This window comes from Vibrio penaeicida (assembly GCF_002933855.1).
Lineage (GTDB): Bacteria > Pseudomonadota > Gammaproteobacteria > Enterobacterales > Vibrionaceae > Vibrio > Vibrio penaeicida_A.
Genome location: NZ_BFAQ01000050.1, coordinates 31,726 through 48,850, shown reverse-complemented (window position 1 = coordinate 48,850; position 17,125 = coordinate 31,726). Strand labels below are relative to the sequence as shown.

At 43.8% G+C, this 17,125-nt stretch carries 15 protein-coding genes; 13 read left to right on the top strand and 2 right to left on the bottom strand.

What is annotated here, in order from left to right; genetic code table 11:
* Nucleotides 1-17 precede the first annotated feature (17 nt).
* The 5 genes from rppH (at nucleotide 18) to VPNCDNU1_RS25195 (ending at nucleotide 5,369) form a co-directional block, all read left to right on the top strand.
* Nucleotides 18-536 carry an RNA pyrophosphohydrolase gene (rppH, locus tag VPNCDNU1_RS25215; RefSeq protein WP_101112344.1) on the top strand — a complete coding sequence of 173 codons (519 nt, stop codon included), beginning with the start codon at nucleotides 18-20 and terminating at the stop codon, nucleotides 534-536.
* Nucleotides 537-540: 4 nt separating this feature from the next.
* Nucleotides 541-2,790 (top strand): phosphoenolpyruvate--protein phosphotransferase, encoded by a 2,250-nt coding sequence (ptsP, locus tag VPNCDNU1_RS25210; protein ID WP_104402930.1) that lies wholly within the window; start codon nucleotides 541-543, stop codon nucleotides 2,788-2,790.
* Nucleotides 2,791-2,798: 8 nt separating this feature from the next.
* Nucleotides 2,799-3,596 (top strand): sulfite exporter TauE/SafE family protein, encoded by a 798-nt coding sequence (locus tag VPNCDNU1_RS25205; RefSeq protein WP_104402929.1) that lies wholly within the window; start codon nucleotides 2,799-2,801, stop codon nucleotides 3,594-3,596.
* 100 nt (nucleotides 3,597-3,696) lie between these two features.
* On the top strand, nucleotides 3,697-4,509 hold the full coding sequence (gene lgt, locus VPNCDNU1_RS25200) for a prolipoprotein diacylglyceryl transferase (RefSeq protein ID WP_104402928.1): 813 nt from the start codon (nucleotides 3,697-3,699) through the stop codon (nucleotides 4,507-4,509).
* An 8-nt stretch (nucleotides 4,510-4,517) separates the two neighbouring features.
* Nucleotides 4,518-5,369, top strand: a complete 852-nt coding sequence (locus VPNCDNU1_RS25195) for a thymidylate synthase (protein WP_104402927.1) — start codon at nucleotides 4,518-4,520, stop codon at nucleotides 5,367-5,369.
* A gap of 241 nt (nucleotides 5,370-5,610) precedes the next feature.
* On the opposite strand, the gene VPNCDNU1_RS25190 is transcribed toward VPNCDNU1_RS25195, so the two are convergent.
* Nucleotides 5,611-6,756 carry a Na/Pi symporter gene (locus VPNCDNU1_RS25190; protein WP_167404893.1) on the bottom strand — a complete coding sequence of 382 codons (1,146 nt, stop codon included), beginning with the start codon at nucleotides 6,754-6,756 and terminating at the stop codon, nucleotides 5,611-5,613.
* Nucleotides 6,757-7,158: 402 nt separating this feature from the next.
* Between VPNCDNU1_RS25190 and nhaR the strand changes: the two genes are divergently transcribed.
* Nucleotides 7,159-8,049 (top strand): transcriptional activator NhaR, encoded by an 891-nt coding sequence (nhaR, locus tag VPNCDNU1_RS25185; protein WP_104402925.1) that lies wholly within the window; start codon nucleotides 7,159-7,161, stop codon nucleotides 8,047-8,049.
* 125 nt (nucleotides 8,050-8,174) lie between these two features.
* Nucleotides 8,175-8,471, top strand: coding sequence for an ArsR/SmtB family transcription factor (locus VPNCDNU1_RS25180; RefSeq protein ID WP_101112337.1), 297 nt, complete (start codon nucleotides 8,175-8,177; stop codon nucleotides 8,469-8,471).
* Between the two features lie 191 nt (nucleotides 8,472-8,662).
* On the opposite strand, the gene rpsT is transcribed toward VPNCDNU1_RS25180, so the two are convergent.
* Nucleotides 8,663-8,923 (bottom strand): 30S ribosomal protein S20, encoded by a 261-nt coding sequence (gene rpsT / locus VPNCDNU1_RS25175; RefSeq protein ID WP_101112336.1) that lies wholly within the window; start codon nucleotides 8,921-8,923, stop codon nucleotides 8,663-8,665.
* A 247-nt stretch (nucleotides 8,924-9,170) separates the two neighbouring features.
* Between rpsT and murJ the strand changes: the two genes are divergently transcribed.
* The 6 genes from murJ (at nucleotide 9,171) to ispH (ending at nucleotide 16,998) form a co-directional block, all read left to right on the top strand.
* Nucleotides 9,171-10,730, top strand: a complete 1,560-nt coding sequence (gene murJ, locus VPNCDNU1_RS25170; protein WP_104402924.1) for a murein biosynthesis integral membrane protein MurJ — start codon at nucleotides 9,171-9,173, stop codon at nucleotides 10,728-10,730.
* 119 nt (nucleotides 10,731-10,849) lie between these two features.
* Entirely contained in the window at nucleotides 10,850-11,779 is a 930-nt protein-coding gene (ribF, locus tag VPNCDNU1_RS25165) for a bifunctional riboflavin kinase/FAD synthetase (RefSeq protein WP_104402923.1), read from the top strand.
* Nucleotides 11,780-11,850: 71 nt separating this feature from the next.
* The gene (gene ileS, locus VPNCDNU1_RS25160) at nucleotides 11,851-14,691 is read left to right on the top strand and encodes an isoleucine--tRNA ligase (protein WP_104402922.1); all 2,841 of its coding nucleotides are present in this window, start codon (nucleotides 11,851-11,853) and stop codon (nucleotides 14,689-14,691) included.
* Nucleotides 14,692-14,705: 14 nt separating this feature from the next.
* Nucleotides 14,706-15,221, top strand: coding sequence for a signal peptidase II (lspA, locus tag VPNCDNU1_RS25155; RefSeq protein WP_104402921.1), 516 nt, complete (start codon nucleotides 14,706-14,708; stop codon nucleotides 15,219-15,221).
* A 153-nt stretch (nucleotides 15,222-15,374) separates the two neighbouring features.
* Nucleotides 15,375-15,806 carry an FKBP-type peptidyl-prolyl cis-trans isomerase gene (gene fkpB / locus VPNCDNU1_RS25150; RefSeq protein WP_104402920.1) on the top strand — a complete coding sequence of 144 codons (432 nt, stop codon included), beginning with the start codon at nucleotides 15,375-15,377 and terminating at the stop codon, nucleotides 15,804-15,806.
* Between the two features lie 238 nt (nucleotides 15,807-16,044).
* Complete coding sequence (gene ispH, locus VPNCDNU1_RS25145; RefSeq protein WP_101112331.1) at nucleotides 16,045-16,998, top strand: 4-hydroxy-3-methylbut-2-enyl diphosphate reductase; 954 nt, start codon at nucleotides 16,045-16,047, stop codon at nucleotides 16,996-16,998.
* Nucleotides 16,999-17,125: the final 127 nt, after the last annotated feature.

The following is a 17,125-nucleotide window of genomic DNA, read 5'->3' as shown; positions in this document are numbered from 1 at the left end:
ATATTAGAGGTTAGCCAGTGATCGATGGCGATGGTTACCGCTTAAATGTGGGAATTGTAATTTGTAACAACCATGGTCAGGTATTCTGGGCGAAACGATACGGACAGCATTCATGGCAATTCCCTCAAGGAGGAATTGATGAAGGCGAAACACCAGAAGAAGCAATGTTTCGTGAGCTGTATGAAGAAGTGGGTTTAACTCAAAAAGACGTTAAAGTCGTCGCGACCAGTCGTCATTGGCTACGCTATAAGCTACCCAAACGACTGGTACGGTGGGATTCCAAACCCGTTTGTATCGGACAAAAACAGAAATGGTTCTTGCTACGATTAGACTGTGATGAGTCTAGAATCAATATGCAGCGTGGCAGTACCCCTGAATTTGATGGTTGGAGATGGGTAAGCTATTGGTACCCAGTTAGACAGGTTGTTTCGTTTAAGCGTGACGTTTATCGGCGTGCGATGAAAGAGTTTGCTACGCTTGCAATGCCGTTCAGAGAACGAAAAGTAAAAGGTAAGCGAAAGAATCGGAGAGGATAACTAAATGCTCACTCAGTTGAGGGATATCGTAGAACAGGTTTCTAGAGTTGAACACATCCATGAGGCTTTGGATGTTTTGGTTAAAGAAACGTGTCACGCTATGCAAACTGAGTGCTGTACTTTTTATTTTGCTAATGATGAATTGTCCCGGTTAGAGCTTATGGCTACCAAAGGCTTAAAGTTTGAAGGTGACAAAATTCATATTGGTTATCATGAGGGCTTGGTGGGTTTGGTTCGCAGAACTGCCGAGCCACTTAACTTAGCAGAAGTATCTTCTCATCCTAATTTTAAATTCTTTCCTCAACTTGGGGAGGGAATTTACCATTCCTTTCTAGGCACCCCGATTATTCACCGCAAGCAAGTACTTGGTGTACTTGTTATTCAGCAAAAATCCCCTCGACTTTTTTCAGAGATGGAAGAGTCATTTCTCGTCACTCTCTCTGCTCAGCTTGCCGTTATTATTGCTCATGCACAGGCACAAGGGCATTGGCTACTGAATGATGCCAATAGTCAGAAAATGGCGGGAATAGCGGCGTCACCTGGTGTCGCAGTGGGTGATTTTTGGTGGGATGATACACAGCCTAAGCTTTCGGATATCTACCCTGCAAGTACGTTAAATGTAGAGCAAGAACAAGAATGGCTAGCGCTTGCCATAGAAAGTGCAAAGGCGGATTTCAGGCGACTTAGAAAGAAGCTAGATAATGATATAAACAAAGACACATTAGCCATTTTTGATTTGTTTACTCACCTTCTCAACGATCCTATGTTGAGGAATGATCTTAAAGAGCAGATTCAAAAAGGAGACCGAGCCGATTGGGCGTTGCGCCAAGTGGTGGAGACGTATTCTAACCGTTTTGCTCAAATGTCTGACGTTTACTTACGTGAGCGTGCGCAGGATATTCGAGAGCTTGGTCAAAGGTTGCTGTATTTTCTTCACTCTAACGAAGTGGGAGAGCTTGAGCTCCATCAGCCAGTGATTCTTGTCGTGAATGAGCTTACCGCCTCTACGTTAGCAAGCTTGCCCAAAGATAAGCTTTTGGGGGTTGTTTCAATAGAAGGGGCGGCAAACTCGCATGCAGCGATTTTGTCTCGTGCTTTAGGTATTCCCGCTATTATGGGCGCAAGTGTTACACCGCAAAAGCTTACGGGGAAGCCAGGTATTGTTGATGGGTATAGCGGTGAGATCTTTGTTGACCCACCGGTCCAACTTCTTAATGAATACCGATCGTTACGAGATGAAGAGTTTGAGCTTTCTAAAATGGTTGAAGGAGAGCTCAAAGAAGAGGCAAAAACGAAAGATGGCTGTCATGTAAATGTTTTGCTCAACGCGGGTTTGAGTGCCGACACTAACATTTCAGTGAACCAAGGTGTTAATGGTGTTGGTTTATATCGTACCGAGATATCTTTTCTGCTTCAGCATCGTTTTCCATCAGAAGAAGAACAGTATCAACAGTATCGACGGGTTTTGGAAACCTACCCAAACAAACAAGTAGTTATGCGAACCCTAGATGTAGGGGGAGATAAACCACTTCCTTATTTGCCGATTGAAGAAGACAATCCATTTTTAGGTTGGCGAGGCATTCGATTTACGCTCGACCACCCTGATATCTTTCTGATGCAGCTGCGTGCGATGTTGAAAGCCAGCGATGGCTTGAGCAACTTGAGCATTCTTCTTCCTATGTTGTCAGGAAACCAAGAGTTAGACGATGCGCTGGCACTCATCCAGCAAGCTTATGATGAGGTCTCGCAAACCCATCATAACGTAGTAAAACCACAAATTGGTGTCATGTTGGAAGTCCCTTCCATGCTCTATTTATTGTCATTTATGGCTGATAAAATTGATTTCGTATCGGTTGGTACCAACGATTTAACCCAGTATTTACTGGCGGTGGACAGAAACAATGCCAGAGTATCGGGGGTTTATGAGTCTGTTCATCCAGCCGTGATTCAAGCTTTGGCGCAAATCGAGGCGATATGTCGAACGCATAATCTATCTGTTAGCATTTGTGGGGAATTGGCAGGGGATCCTATTGGTGCCTTATTACTTGTTGGGTTAGGGTATCGCTCGCTGAGTATGAACACCGCTAACGTGGCTCGTGTTAAATACCTACTTAGACAATCTAAGGTGACTGATTTGCAAACGTTGGCCAAAAGCGCATTGTCTCAGCCTTACGGAAAAAATATTCATGACCAAGTTTTCGAATACTTGGAAGCACAAGACTTAGCTGGTTTCGTTCGCGCCGGTAAAAAATAGAGGTTCACTTGAACATAGAGCTAATCTTTCAGTTCCTGTTGCTGGGGAGTGTTGTCGGCGTCTTGGCGGGATTGTTAGGGATTGGAGGAGGCTTAATTGTCGTACCTGCGCTGCTTTGGCTTCTTCCAGCAGCGAATATCTCGACCGATCTGATAATGCACATCGCTTTAGCGACTTCTTTAGCAACCATCATACTTACGTCTGGGTCATCTGCTCTTAATCATCTTCGTTTAGGAAACGTAGACATGTTTGTTATTAAGTGGTTGATGCCGGGGGTGGTAGTAGGGGGGCTAGCAGGCTCGTTTATTGCTGAAGCTATCCCCACTCAGTACCTTATTAAAATATTTGGTGCCATCGTGTTGGCGCTGGCGATTCAAATGTTGATGTCTTTGCGCTCTGCTACCACTTCTCCTATGCCATCCGCTGGAACCACTTTAGGGTGCGGTGGTCTTATTGGCGTTGTATCAAGTTTAGCTGGAATTGGCGGCGGTTCATTGACCGTACCATTTTTAAGCCGACATGGTGTTGAAATGCGCAAAGCGATAGGCTCTTCGTCGGTTTGCGGGAGTGTTATTGCCTTAGCCGGAATGGCGGGTTTTGTGGTACATGGATTAGAAGCACAAGGATTGCCTAAATACAGCTTGGGCTATGTTTACTTGCCGGCATTATTTGGTATTGTGGCGACATCCGTATTAACGACCCGTATAGGCGCCAAGTGGGCGACTAAGCTTCCAACGGCAGTATTAAAGAAAATATTCGCTGTTTTCCTTCTTTTTATCGCTGGAAAAATGTTATTACCAATTTAGATGCTGTTGAATTTTTTACCGTGATTATCCCCAACCATTGCGGATTCTGATGTCAGTTTTATACATCAACAGCCCTTAGAAACAGTAAAGAGAACTAAATATGAATCAGGGGTTTATCACCTTTCCTCAAATTGATCCTGTTATTTTTTCTATCGGACCGCTAGCACTTCGCTGGTACGGTCTGATGTACCTTGTCGGCTTTGTTTTTGCGTTATGGTTAGCAAACCGTCGTGCTGATATGCCAAACAGTGGCTGGACGCGTGAGCAAGTTTCAGACCTGCTGTTCGCAGGTTTTCTTGGTGTTGTATTAGGAGGGCGTATTGGCTACGTATTCTTTTACAACTTTGATGTTTTTCTGGATGACCCGCTGTACCTGTTCAAGATCTGGACTGGAGGGATGTCATTCCATGGTGGCTTGCTTGGTGTGATCGCAGCCATGGCGTGGTATGCGCGTAGAAACGGTAGAGCTGTTTTTGCCGTTACTGATTTTATTGCTCCATTGGTACCTTTTGGTCTTGGAATGGGGCGCATCGGTAACTTTATGAATGATGAGCTTTGGGGGCGTGTAACTGATGTGCCTTGGGCTGTATTATTCCCGAGCGGTGGCTATCTCCCTCGACATCCTTCTCAGTTATACGAGTTTGTCCTCGAAGGTGTCGTTCTTTTCTTTATCATCAATTGGTTTATTAAGAAGCCTCGCCCAGCTGGTAGTGTTTCAGGGGTATTTTTGCTTGGCTACGGTAGCTTTCGTTTTATTATAGAATACTTCCGTGAACCGGATGCTCATCTTGGTCTTTATGGGGACTGGATCTCCATGGGGCAAATCTTATCGCTACCAATGGTGATTGGTGGTATAGCATTGATTGGTTGGGCATTTAGCACCAACAAGCAACCTGTTAAATCTAAAGTTTAAGGTCTACAGTGAAACAGTATTTAGAATTATGTCAGCGTATTGTCGATGATGGTACGTGGATTGAAAACGAACGCACGGGAAAACGATGCCTCACCGTTATTAACGCGGATCTTACTTATGATGTTGGTTCGGGCGCGTTTCCATTAGTGACAACCCGAAAAAGCTTTTGGAAAGCTGCCGTGGCTGAATTGCTCGGTTATATTCGTGGCTACGATAATGCGGAAGATTTTCGCAAACTGGGCACCAAAACATGGGATGCGAACGCAAACTTAAATGACGCATGGCTAAACAACCCTTATCGCAAAGGTGATGATGATATGGGGCGTGTGTACGGTGTGCAAGGGCGTGCTTGGGCTAAGCCTGATGGCGGTCACATTGACCAGCTCAGGAAGATTGTCGATGACTTAACAAACGGTGTAGATGACCGTGGCGAAATCTTGAATTTCTACAACCCAGGTGAATTTCATATGGGTTGCTTACGTCCATGTATGTATAGCCATCACTTTTCCTTGCTTGGTGATACGTTGTATTTAAATAGTACACAGCGCTCCTGTGACGTTCCACTGGGCTTAAATTTCAATATGGTTCAAGTGTACGTTTTCTTAGCACTGATGGCTCAAATAACGGGTAAGAAGCCTGGAAAGGCGTATCATAAACTTGTCAACGCGCACATATACGAAGATCAGCTAGAGTTGATGCGTGATGTTCAGTTGAAGCGTGAGCCTTACCCTGCACCTGAAATCAGAATTAACCCTAAAATACAATCGCTCGAAGATTTGGAAACATGGGTCACCATGGATGATTTTGAGGTGGTTGGATATCAATGCCACGATGCGATTAAATATCCATTTTCAGTATAGTTATTAAAAGATGAATAACGACGCCACTTGTCTCCAAGTGGCGTTTTTTTATGGGATAAATTCTGTAGCGATCAGTATTTGAATGAACACGTTAGCCTAATCGATGTCGATAGAACTATCTGACTTAGTATGTTTTCTTATGTAGGCAAGCGAGCCCTGAAATATGTACAAGCTCGATTAAAGAAACAAAAAAGCCCCTGCACTCAATAAGTGCAGGGGCTTTTACGTTCTGTATCCGATTTTAAGCGGTAAGCGCTAAGATGGTACCTGGCATAATAATGAATACCGCCAGTAAATAACCCACAACGACAGCCTTGTTCTTCATTGCCATATCCGAAATCAGATCCGCTCCTTTGATAGGTAGCTCTCTTAGGAATGGAATACCGTAGATAAATGCTGTTGCCATCACGTTAAACACCAAATGGACAAGTGCAATCTGCAAAGCAAACACAGCAAACTCGCCGGATACGGCAGTTGCAGCCAGCAATGCTGTGATACACGTACCGATATTCGCCCCCAGAGTAAACGGGTAAACATCACGTACTTTCAGAACACCTGAACCTACTAGCGGAACCATCAGGCTTGTTGTTGTTGACGAAGACTGAACCAGCACAGTAACCACTGAACCTGACGCGATACCGTGGAGAGGTCCACGACCAATAGCATTTTTTAGGATGTCACGAGCTCGACCAACCATCAGGCTCTTCATCAGCTTACCCATAACGGTGATAGCGACAAAGATAGTTGCGATACCTAATACAATAAGCATGATGCCGCCGCCAACATCACCAAACGAAGCCAGAGGCTCCTTGATAGCGCTAACTACAGGCTTAGTGATTGGCTTGATAAAGTTGAAGCCCTTAATACTCATGTCACCAGTTGCAAGCATTGGTGAAATAAGCCAATGAGAAATTTTCTCTAGAATGCCGAACATCATTTCCAACGGTAGGAAGATAATAACAGCAAGAAGGTTGAAGAAGTCATGGATAGTGGCACTTGCGAATGCGCGTTTAAATTCGTCTTTGCAACGAACGTGACCCAAGCTGACCAACGTATTGGTAACAGTTGTACCAATGTTGGCACCCATGATCATAGGGATGGCTGTTGCTACGGGAAGGCCACCAGCAACAAGTCCAACAATAATAGAAGTAACAGTACTAGACGACTGAATTAATGCAGTTGCAACAAGACCAATCATTAGGCCTGCAACTGGGTGAGAAGCAAATTCGAAAAGCGTTTTAGCGTGTTCTCCTGAAGCCCACTTAAAACCACTTCCTACCATTGAAACTGCAAGTAATAGTAGGTAAAGCATGAAAGCCAAGTTAGCCCAGCGTAGCCAGCGAGCTGAACCCGATTGTGGCGCTGCTGTTGAAGTAGCTTGGTTTATCATATTTTTCTCCGTGACCGTTCTCAATTAGGTCGGTTAGTGAATCTGAAGGCGATACTAGAGATGAAATATTGCAGTTATATGACATTTAGGTTTAAGAGGGGCTTTTTTGCTATTTTTTCTACGCAATCGATAAAGTGAAATGATAATTTATTTAAATTATTGTATTTATTAGGATAATTTTAGTTACTTACTGGTGTGTTAGTAGGGGGATTAGGCGTTTTTTAGCGGATATTTGCAATTTGTCACACTTTCTTGTTGTCACATTGTCATAAAAGTCTCGGGTATGTTCGGTTTTATTCGAAATATTTACACTAATATATCGAAAATACCGAAGATATAGTGTCTCTATAGGAAGCGTTGTATCATATGGTTTCTTCACAATTTGAGTAAGAAAAATCGATGTCGCACTTAAACTACAATCATCTTTACTATTTTTGGATGGTATGCAAACAGGGTTCGGTAACGAAAGCTGCTGATGCACTTTTTTTAACACCTCAGACAGTCACGGGACAAATAAAAGCTCTAGAAGAAAGAATGGATGGCAAGTTAACCAAGCGAAATGGACGCAGTGTTGAGCCAACCGAGCTGGGGCAGCTTGTCTTTAAATATGCAGACCGTATGTTTGGTTTAAGTTATGAAATGTTAGACATCGTAAATTATAGCCAGAGATCCAATATCCTATTTGATGTTGGGGTTGCTGATGCACTTTCAAAACGTTTAGTCAGTCGAATTTTGATGACAACAGTACCAGCCGACAATAGCATCCATTTGCGCTGTTTCGAGTCCACCCACGAATTGCTTCTTGAGCAGCTCTCACAACATAAGCTGGATATGATTTTATCTGACTGTGCGGTCGATTCTAGCCAAAGCCCTGGATTGTATAGCAAGAAACTTGGTGAGTGTAGAATGAGCTTTTTTAGCTCAAAGCCATTGGACAATGAACTGTTTCCTTCTGTACTAGAGAATCGAAAACTGCTTTTACCTGGAAGCCGAACATCAATGGGAAGAAAAGCCATGCAATGGTTTGATCGCCAGGGAATTCAGCCTAATATTCTTGGTGAGTTTGATGACGTGGCTTTGATGAAAGCATTCGCTCAAGATCATAAAGATGCAATCTTTCTTGCACCAAGTCTGTATCAATCCGAAGTCGGAGATGATGTATCTCTACACTTAGTTGGCGAGATAAGTGAGCTCAAGGAAGAATATTTTGTTATATTTGCAGAGAGGATGATTCAGCATCCAACTGTTAAGAATCTTTGTGATGCTGATTTCATTCAGCTGTTCGATTAACAGAATTCATTGTATTACTTCACATTGTTGTAATAACATTTATATGAATAAGGACTTCGACTGACATAACATAAATAACAAGTTGAAGATGCAGTAACTTAGTTTTAGCCCATGGAGGCTGCTGAATGAACTTACAGGAAATGGAGCAGAAGTCTGCTCAAGCTGTCGTACTCTTGAAAGCGATGGCGAACGAAAGACGCTTGCAAATATTATGTATGCTACACAACAATGAACTTTCTGTTGGAGAACTTTGTTCTCATCTTGAATTGAGCCAATCTGCACTTTCCCAGCATTTAGCTTGGCTGAGAAGAGATGGTTTAGTGCAAACTCGAAAAGAAGCTCAAACCGTCTATTACTCTCTTAGCAGTTCGGAAGTGCAACAAGTGATCAAGCTACTTCACGCACTGTATTGCGAAGACTAATTACGAAGATTCGTTATTAATGGGCGAGTGGTTGAGCTGATTCCGATTATTGGCCAACCATGCCAAAGAGGTAAAAATAGGTGCGGGAGAAAGTATTCTGAACGATACAAAGTGATGAAAAGAAGCATTCTGTTTTATCTAGATATAAAAAAACCGGCAAAAGCCGGTTTTTTTGCAAATCTAAACTCGAATTAAAGAGCTTTGATTGCCGCTGCGAAACGAGACTTATGACGAGCAGCTTTATTCTTATGAATAAGACCTTTAGTCGCCATACGATCTAGGATCGGTGTAACTGCAGTGTATGCAGCTGTTGCAGCTTCTTTATCGCCAGCTTCGATAGCTGCGATAGTTTTCTTCATGTAAGTGCGCATCATAGAACGACGGCTAGCGTTGTGCTGACGACGTTTTTCAGCTTGGATAGCGCGCTTCTTAGCAGATTTACTGTTTGCCAAGGGTCTAACTCCCAAAAACTTAGTTCGGTGACAATTTAAGGGCGAGGAATATCCCTCATTTGCGCTTAATTGTCAAATGATTTGTGCAAAAACCAGCCTCATCCAAACAATCTTTGGAATAGAAGGTCATCGCGGTTAAGATGGCGTGGATTCTAACAGCATTTTTATACCATTGCTAATAATTATCTCTGCTGAGCAAATGAAAGCGCTTTAGCAGATTTTTGAGTGTATTTTTTAGGGGATTTTCGTGAGTAAAAAGCTGCTCAAGTCTGGCTTGATCGTCAGTATGATGACTTTTATTTCCAGAATACTGGGACTTGTAAGGGATGTAGTCGTAGCCAATTTGATGGGTGCAGGTGCCAGCGCAGATGTTTTCTTCTTTGCCAATAAAATCCCTAACTTTTTGCGCCGCCTTTTTGCTGAAGGTGCTTTCTCCCAAGCTTTTGTACCTGTTCTAACGGAATATCATGCCAGTGGTGATCAAGACAAAACCCGAGAATTGATTGCAAAAGCATCGGGTACATTAGGTGTCATTGTGACTGTGGTGACATTAATTGGGGTACTTGGTTCTGGTGTTATCACTGCTTTATTTGGTTTTGGGTGGTTTCTTGACTGGCTAAATGGTGGTCCTTCTTCCGAAAAGTTTGTGCTTGCCAGCTTTCTACTGAAAATTACGTTCCCTTATTTGTGGTTTATTACGTTTGTTGCGCTATCAGGTGCGATTCTAAATACAATTGGTAAGTTTGCGGTCTCCTCTTTTACGCCGGTGTTTCTCAATATTATGATCATCGGGTCGGCACTTTTAATATCACCGCAATTAGAACAACCAGAAATTGGCTTAGCTATAGGTGTATTTCTTGGTGGTTTGGTTCAGTTTCTTTTCCAAATTCCTTTCTTAATAAAAGAAGGGATGTTGGTCAAACCTAAATGGGGATGGCACGATCCTGGCGTCGTAAAAATCCGAACCTTAATGATCCCTGCGCTGTTTGGTGTGTCTGTTAGTCAAATTAATCTTTTGTTCGACACGTTTATTGCCAGCTTTTTGGCGACAGGTTCGATTAGCTGGCTCTATTACTCTGACCGCTTATTAGAGTTTCCTTTAGGTTTGTTTGGGATTGCCATTGCCACGGTCATTCTTCCAGCGCTTTCTCGAAAACATGTAGACTCCCAAAATGATGGTTTTGCGCACACTATGGATTGGGGAGTCCGAATGGTTCTTTTACTTGGTGTGCCTGCCATGTTAGGGCTGATTATACTTTCCAAGCCGATGTTAATGGTGCTCTTCATGAGAGGAGAGTTTACGCCCCAAGATGTTGAGTTTGCGTCCTTATCTTTAATGGCTTACGCATCGGGCTTACTTAACTTCATGTTGATTAAAGTATTGGCGCCAGGCTATTACTCTCGACAAGATACAAAAACCCCCGTGAAGTACGGCATTATTGCCATGGCCTCTAACATGGTATTTAACGCTATTTTTGCTTGGTTTTATGGATACGTTGGGCTGGCTATCGCAACGGCATTATCTGCTTTTGTGAATATGGCGTTGCTGTATCGCGGATTACATAGACAAAAAGTGTATCGAATCACCAAAGAAACGCTTATTTTTGCACTCAAACTCGTCATTGCAGGAGTGGCGATGGTGGCGGCGGTTTTATGGTTAAACCCGACAATGGATATATGGTTGTCTTGGAGCTTTGGTTCTCGTTGCTTGCAATTAGCTATTTTGATTGGTGCAGGTGCTTTGGTTTACTTGATGTCAGTCTTGGTGATGGGGATTCGAATTCGCCACCTGAAAGCAGCCTCTTAATGAGTAGATTATTTTAAGAGTGAAACTCGCATCTTATTACTGTTTGGGTATATAATCCGTCGGTTTCGTGCACAATAAAATGATTGAACAACGGCAAGTAAGCCTAAGCTAGAGATTTCATGGAGTTAATCCGAGGTATACACAATATAAAGCCCCGCCACAAAGGGTGCGTATTGACGATAGGTAATTTTGATGGTGTCCACTTAGGTCACCAACAAGTGCTTAAACAAGTGTCACAGCAAGCTCAAAAGATGGGGTTGCCGACCATGGTCATGACGTTTGAACCTCAACCTATGGAGTTTTTTGCGCGGAATAAAGCCCCCGCGCGGCTAACTCGCTTGCGCGATAAAATTGTTCAATTGGAAAAGCTCGACATCCAGCGGTTACTTTGCGTTAACTTCAATGCAAATTTTTCTAGTATGAGCGCAGAAGGGTTCATCAGAGATCTATTGGTTGCCCAACTGGATGTGAAGTTTCTCGTCGTTGGCGACGACTTTTGTTTTGGTAAAGGTCGTAAAGGCAACTTTGAGATGTTGAAAAGTGCTGGTGAAGAACTCGGTTTCGAGGTTGTCAGTACTCAGAGCTTTAAAATGGATCAACTGCGTGTTAGCAGTACCGCTATCCGTGAAGCGTTAGCGACCGACGATTTTTCTCATGCAGAGAAAATGCTAGGGCGCCCGTACAGTATAAATGGTCGGGTTTCTCATGGCAGAAAACTCGGTCGAACCATTGGTTTCCCTACCGCTAATATTCCGTTAAAACGATGCGTGTCGCCTGTTTCAGGCGTTTATGTCGTTGAGGTTAATGGAATAGATGGCTCAGTATACGGTGGGGTTGCTAACATAGGTCAACGTCCAACCGTTGATGGTATTCGTCAACAGCTGGAAGTGCATTTGTTTGATTTCAATTCAAACTTGTACGGTAAACAACTCGAAGTGTCATTACTTCACAAACTAAGAGATGAAATAAAATTTGACTCTCTAGATGCGTTAACAGCGCAAATTGAATTGGATGCTGAGGCAGCAAGGGTGTGGCTGCGTCAGCTTTAAAGGTTAAACGGTTTATTCCACCGTTCAGCACAATGTCTAACTTTCGCCCAATATAACGGAATTAAGAATCAATGAGTGAGTATAAAGATACCCTGAATTTACCTGAAACAGGGTTTCCAATGCGTGGCAATCTGGCCAATCGAGAGCCAGAAATGCTTAAGCGTTGGTATAAAGAAGACCTTTACGGCGAGATCCGTAAAGCGAAGAAAGGCAAAAAGTCTTTCGTATTACATGATGGTCCTCCCTATGCCAATGGTGATATTCACATTGGTCACGCACTGAATAAGATTCTTAAAGACATTATTATTAAATCCAAAACTCTTTCCGGTTTTGATGCACCTTACATCCCAGGTTGGGACTGCCACGGTCTTCCGATCGAATTAATGGTGGAAAAGAAAGTAGGCAAGCCAGGTAAAAAAGTGACGGCATCGGAGTTTCGTGAGAAATGCCGTCAGTACGCTGCGGGTCAAGTTGAAGGTCAGAAAGAAAGCTTCAAACGTCTAGGCATTCTTGGTGAGTGGGACAAACCATACCGCACCATGGATTTTACTACCGAAGCCAATATCATTCGTGCTCTAGGTAAAATTGCCGATAACGGTCACCTATTAAAAGGTTTCAAACCTGTTCACTGGTGTACGGATTGTGGTTCTGCATTGGCTGAAGCTGAGGTGGAATACAAAGACAAAGTTTCCCCTTCTATTGATGTTCGCTTTAAGGCGGCAGATGAAGCTGCGTTGCTGTCTAAATTCAACTTAAACGAAGGTCATGAAGGTCAAGGTGATATCTCCGTTATTATATGGACGACGACGCCTTGGACGCTTCCTGCAAACCGCGCTGTGTGTATGCGTGATGATCTGGAATATGTACTTATCCAAGTTGAAGCGAGCGATTCGTCGGAGCCTGAGCGTATTATCGTTGCTTCTGAACTCGCGAAAGACGTAATGGAGCGTGCAGGTGTTGAGCATTTCCATAACCTTGGCTTTGCGAAAGGTGCAGACCTTGAGTTATCTCAGTTCAACCACCCGTTCTATGATTTTACTGTTCCTGTCGTTCTTGGTGAGCACGTTACGACTGATTCAGGTACCGGTGTGGTTCACACGGCTCCTGGGCACGGTCAAGAGGATTTCGTGGTTGGTAAGCAATACAACCTTGAAGTTGCTAACCCAGTAGGCTCAAACGGTGTTTACCTTCCTGATACAGAATTATTTGCTGGTCAGCATGTCTTTAAAGCGAACGACTCCGTTTTAGATGTTCTAAAAGAGAAGGGTGCACTTTTACATCACCACGCTTACGAACACAGCTACCCACATTGCTGGAGACACAAAACCCCAATCATTTTCCGTGCAACACCACAGTGGTTCATTTCTATGGATCAAGCGGGTCTACGTGCAAAAGCACTGGAGTCAATTCAAGGTGTTGAATGGATGCCTGAATGGGGTCAGAGCCGTATTGAGGGTATGATCGAAGGTCGCCCTGAATGGTGTGTTTCTCGACAACGTACTTGGGGCGTACCCATTGCATTATTTGTGCACAAAGAAACCGCTGAACTGCACCCGAACTCACTAGAGCTTATTGAAAAAGTCGCGAAGCTCGTTGAAGAGAAAGGCATTCAAGCTTGGTGGGATGTCGACGCAGCAGAGCTTATGAGCGCTGAAGATGCAGACAAGTACGAAAAAGTACTGGATACCCTAGACGTATGGTTCGATTCTGGTGTTACTCACTATTCGGTTGTGGATTCTCGTGAAGAGTACAATGGCAACTCTGCTGACCTGTACCTAGAAGGTTCCGACCAACACCGCGGCTGGTTCCAGTCTTCTCTGATTTCATCCATCGCGATGAAAGATGAAGCCCCATACAAGCAAGTACTCACGCACGGCTTCGTAGTGGATGGCAACGGTCGTAAGATGTCTAAGTCTATCGGTAACGTGGTTGCACCTAAAGACGTTACGAACAAGCTAGGGGCGGATATTCTACGCCTATGGGTTGCTTCTACTGATTATACTGGCGAAGTTGCGGTATCTGATGAAATCCTTAAGCGCTCTGCAGACGCATACCGTCGTATTCGTAATACAGCGCGTTTCTTCCTTGCTAACTTAAGTGGTTTCAATCCAGAAACGGATCTTGTACCAGCAGAAGAAATGGTCGCGCTTGATCGTTGGGCTGTTGGTCGCGCTCAAGCTGCACAAGAAGAGATCGTTAAAGCGTACGGAGAGTACAACACACACGCTGTTACTCAACGTCTAATGCAATTCTGTTCGATCGAAATGGGTTCTTTCTACCTAGATGTAATTAAAGATCGCCAGTACACAGCGAAGCAGGGCGGTCATGCTCAACGCAGCTGTCAGACGGCGCTGTACTACATTGTTGAAGCTTTGGTTCGTTGGATGGCTCCTATCATGTCATTTACAGCAGACGAGATTTGGAACGAAATGCCGGGCGCACGTGATAAGTTTGTCTTCACGGGTGAATGGTTCGAAGGTTTGTTCGGTCTTGTTGAAGGCGAAGAGCTAAACAACGAATTCTGGGCTGACATTCAATCTGTACGTGGCGCAGTAAACAAGCTTCTTGAGGACGCTCGTAAAGAGAAAGCGATTGGTGGTTCGTTACAAGCGGAAGTGACACTTTATGCAGATGATGCACTCGCGGCAACGATCAGCAAGCTTGAAGACGAGCTTCGTTTTGTTCTTCTAACTTCAGCGGCACAAGTTAAACCGTTGAACGACAAGCCTGACTCAGCTCAAGAGACAGATGTAGAAGGTTTGTTTGTAGAAGTTGCGGCGACAGATGCAGAGAAGTGTGAACGCTGTTGGCACCATACGCCAGACGTAGGCACTATCGAAGGTCACGAGAAAGTGTGTGGTCGTTGTGTGTCAAATATTGATGGTGAAGGCGAAGAGCGTAAGTTCGCTTAATATTGGGATTCCATATGAGTGATAACGCGTTATCGATGAAACAATCGGGTGTTCGCTGGCTCTGGCTGGCGGTACTGATTTTCATCGCAGACATTGGTATAAAGTTCATCGTTATGGACAATATGGGGTATGGTTGGGCGAATCGTATTGAGATTACGCCTTTCTTCAACCTATTGTACGTTCATAACTATGGTGCGGCATTCAGCTTTTTAAGCGATCAAAATGGATGGCAACGTTGGTTGTTCTTCAGCATTGCACTGGTTGTTTGTGGTGTATTGACTCGCTGGATGAGAGCCTTACCAGCATCAGATAAATGGTTGAATATTTCTTATGCCATGGTGATTGGTGGTGCGGCGGCAAACAATTTTTATGACCGATTGGTTCATGGTTATGTTGTCGATTACCTCGATTTCTATTGGGGTAGTTACCATTGGCCGGCATTCAATTTAGCAGATGCTGCGATTGTACTAGGTGCTGCTCTCATTTTGCTTGATGGATTCCGTACAAAACCAGAAGAATCACCTCAATAATGAGGGCATATTTTGAATAACCCTAAGCGCTGTCCGTTGATTCGGATGGCGCTTTTTAATATAAAGGCTAAAAATTGGAAGACATTGGCATAAGCTGAGTTGTGTTCCCGTATAAAAGCCAAAGCCCAATAACGAAAATAAGGACATAACTCTGTGACCACTATTACTGCAAATTCTGCTGTGACCTTACACTTTACGATAAAACTCAAGGATGGTTCTGTAGCGGATAGTACGCACAGCATGGGTAAGCCTGCAAAATTCGCAATGGGTGATGGGAGTTTGAGTGAGAACTTTGAAAAATCTCTATTAGGTTTGGTTCAAGGTGAGCAAAGAAACATTGAACTCAGCGCCGAAGATGCATTTGGTCAGCCTAACCCAGATAATATTCACCATATGGACAGAGCACGCTTTATTGGTGAAGAAAAGGTAGAAGTAGGAACCATTATGGCCTTTTCGGGTAAAGATGGCATGGAGATACCTGGCATCATTACAGAAATTTCTGGCGAATCTGTCACGGTGGACTTCAATCACCCGCTTGCTGGGCAAGATGTGATTTTTGAAGTCGAAATCCTAGAAGTGGAATAATGGCTAAAGATATTGGTGGTATCTCTTCTTTGGTGTTGGCTTGAGGCGCAATAGGGATGACGGTAAACTGCTCCCTATAAAGCAATATGTCGATAAGTAATACACTCAAAAGCTAGATTACCAAGAGCTAGATTACCAAAAGCAAGATAGCCAAAAGTAAGATAACTGTGCGCCATAAAAGCGATACCCAAATATCTGAGAGCCAATAAATTGCGCGCCACTAAATAACGAAAGTACTATGAGCAATGAAATGAAAATACTGTTAGCGAACCCACGCGGTTTTTGTGCTGGGGTCGATCGCGCCATCAGCATTGTAGAAAGGGCATTGGAGATGTACCAACCTCCTATCTATGTCCGTCACGAGGTGGTTCACAATCGCTTTGTGGTTGAAGGTTTGAAGCAGCGCGGTGCCATCTTTGTTGAAGAACTGCATGAAGTACCAGACGACAATATTGTTATTTTTTCTGCTCATGGTGTTTCTCAAGCTGTTAGGCAAGAAGCCAAGCGACGTAAGTTAACAGTGTTCGATGCTACCTGCCCGCTTGTAACAAAAGTGCATATGGAAGTCGCTCGCGCAAGCCGAAGAAACATGGAGGTCGTACTGATTGGTCATGCGGGTCACCCTGAGGTCGAAGGCACTATGGGGCAGTACGACAGCGATACAGGTGGAATGTATCTTGTTGAAAGACCTGAAGACGTTGCTTCTTTGGTGGTAAACGACCCATCTAACTTTCACTACGTTAGTCAAACCACACTGTCTGTGGACGAAACAGCCGACGTAATTGAAGAGCTTCGACGTGTGTTTCCTGAAATCCAGGGACCACGCAAAGATGACATTTGCTACGCCACTCAGAACCGCCAAGATGCAGTGCGCATTTTAGCCACGCAAGTCGATGCCGTTGTTGTCGTGGGTTCAACGAATTCATCTAACTCTACGCGTTTAAAAGAGCTGGCTGAAAAGCTAGGTACACCCGGTTATCTGATCGATTGCCCAGAAGCGATTGAAGCCAAATGGTTTGATGGGGCAAGCAAGGTTGGTGTTACCGCCGGTGCATCTGCTCCCGAGGAATTGGTTAATCAGATTCTAGACCGAATTAAAGAGCTTGGAGCAGACGAGGTAGAAGAAGTTCTTGGTCGCGAAGAAAACATGTTCTTCGAAGTTCCGCGAGAGCTACAAGTAAGAGAAATATAGAAAACCTCGAACATATCAATAAAATAAAGCCTCGAATTGCTCGGGGCTTTACTATTTTTAAGTTAGGGTGAAAGAAGTACTTTATCCATTTCATTTTTTCCTAGTGTTCAAATAGAGAGGTTGAGCA

Bases quoted from the DNA above. Each gene is read 5' to 3' on its own strand.
- ptsP (WP_104402930.1), top strand. From the start codon at position 541: ATGCTCACTCAGTTGAGGGATATCGTAGAACAGGTTTCTAGAGTTGAA.
- lgt (WP_104402928.1), top strand. From the start codon at position 3,697: ATGAATCAGGGGTTTATCACCTTTCCTCAAATTGATCCTGTTATTTTT.
- nhaR (WP_104402925.1), top strand. From the start codon at position 7,159: ATGTCGCACTTAAACTACAATCATCTTTACTATTTTTGGATGGTATGC.
- VPNCDNU1_RS25180 (WP_101112337.1), top strand. From the start codon at position 8,175: ATGAACTTACAGGAAATGGAGCAGAAGTCTGCTCAAGCTGTCGTACTC.
- ribF (WP_104402923.1), top strand. From the start codon at position 10,850: ATGGAGTTAATCCGAGGTATACACAATATAAAGCCCCGCCACAAAGGG.
- ileS (WP_104402922.1), top strand. From the start codon at position 11,851: ATGAGTGAGTATAAAGATACCCTGAATTTACCTGAAACAGGGTTTCCA.
- lspA (WP_104402921.1), top strand. From the start codon at position 14,706: ATGAGTGATAACGCGTTATCGATGAAACAATCGGGTGTTCGCTGGCTC.
- ispH (WP_101112331.1), top strand. From the start codon at position 16,045: ATGAGCAATGAAATGAAAATACTGTTAGCGAACCCACGCGGTTTTTGT.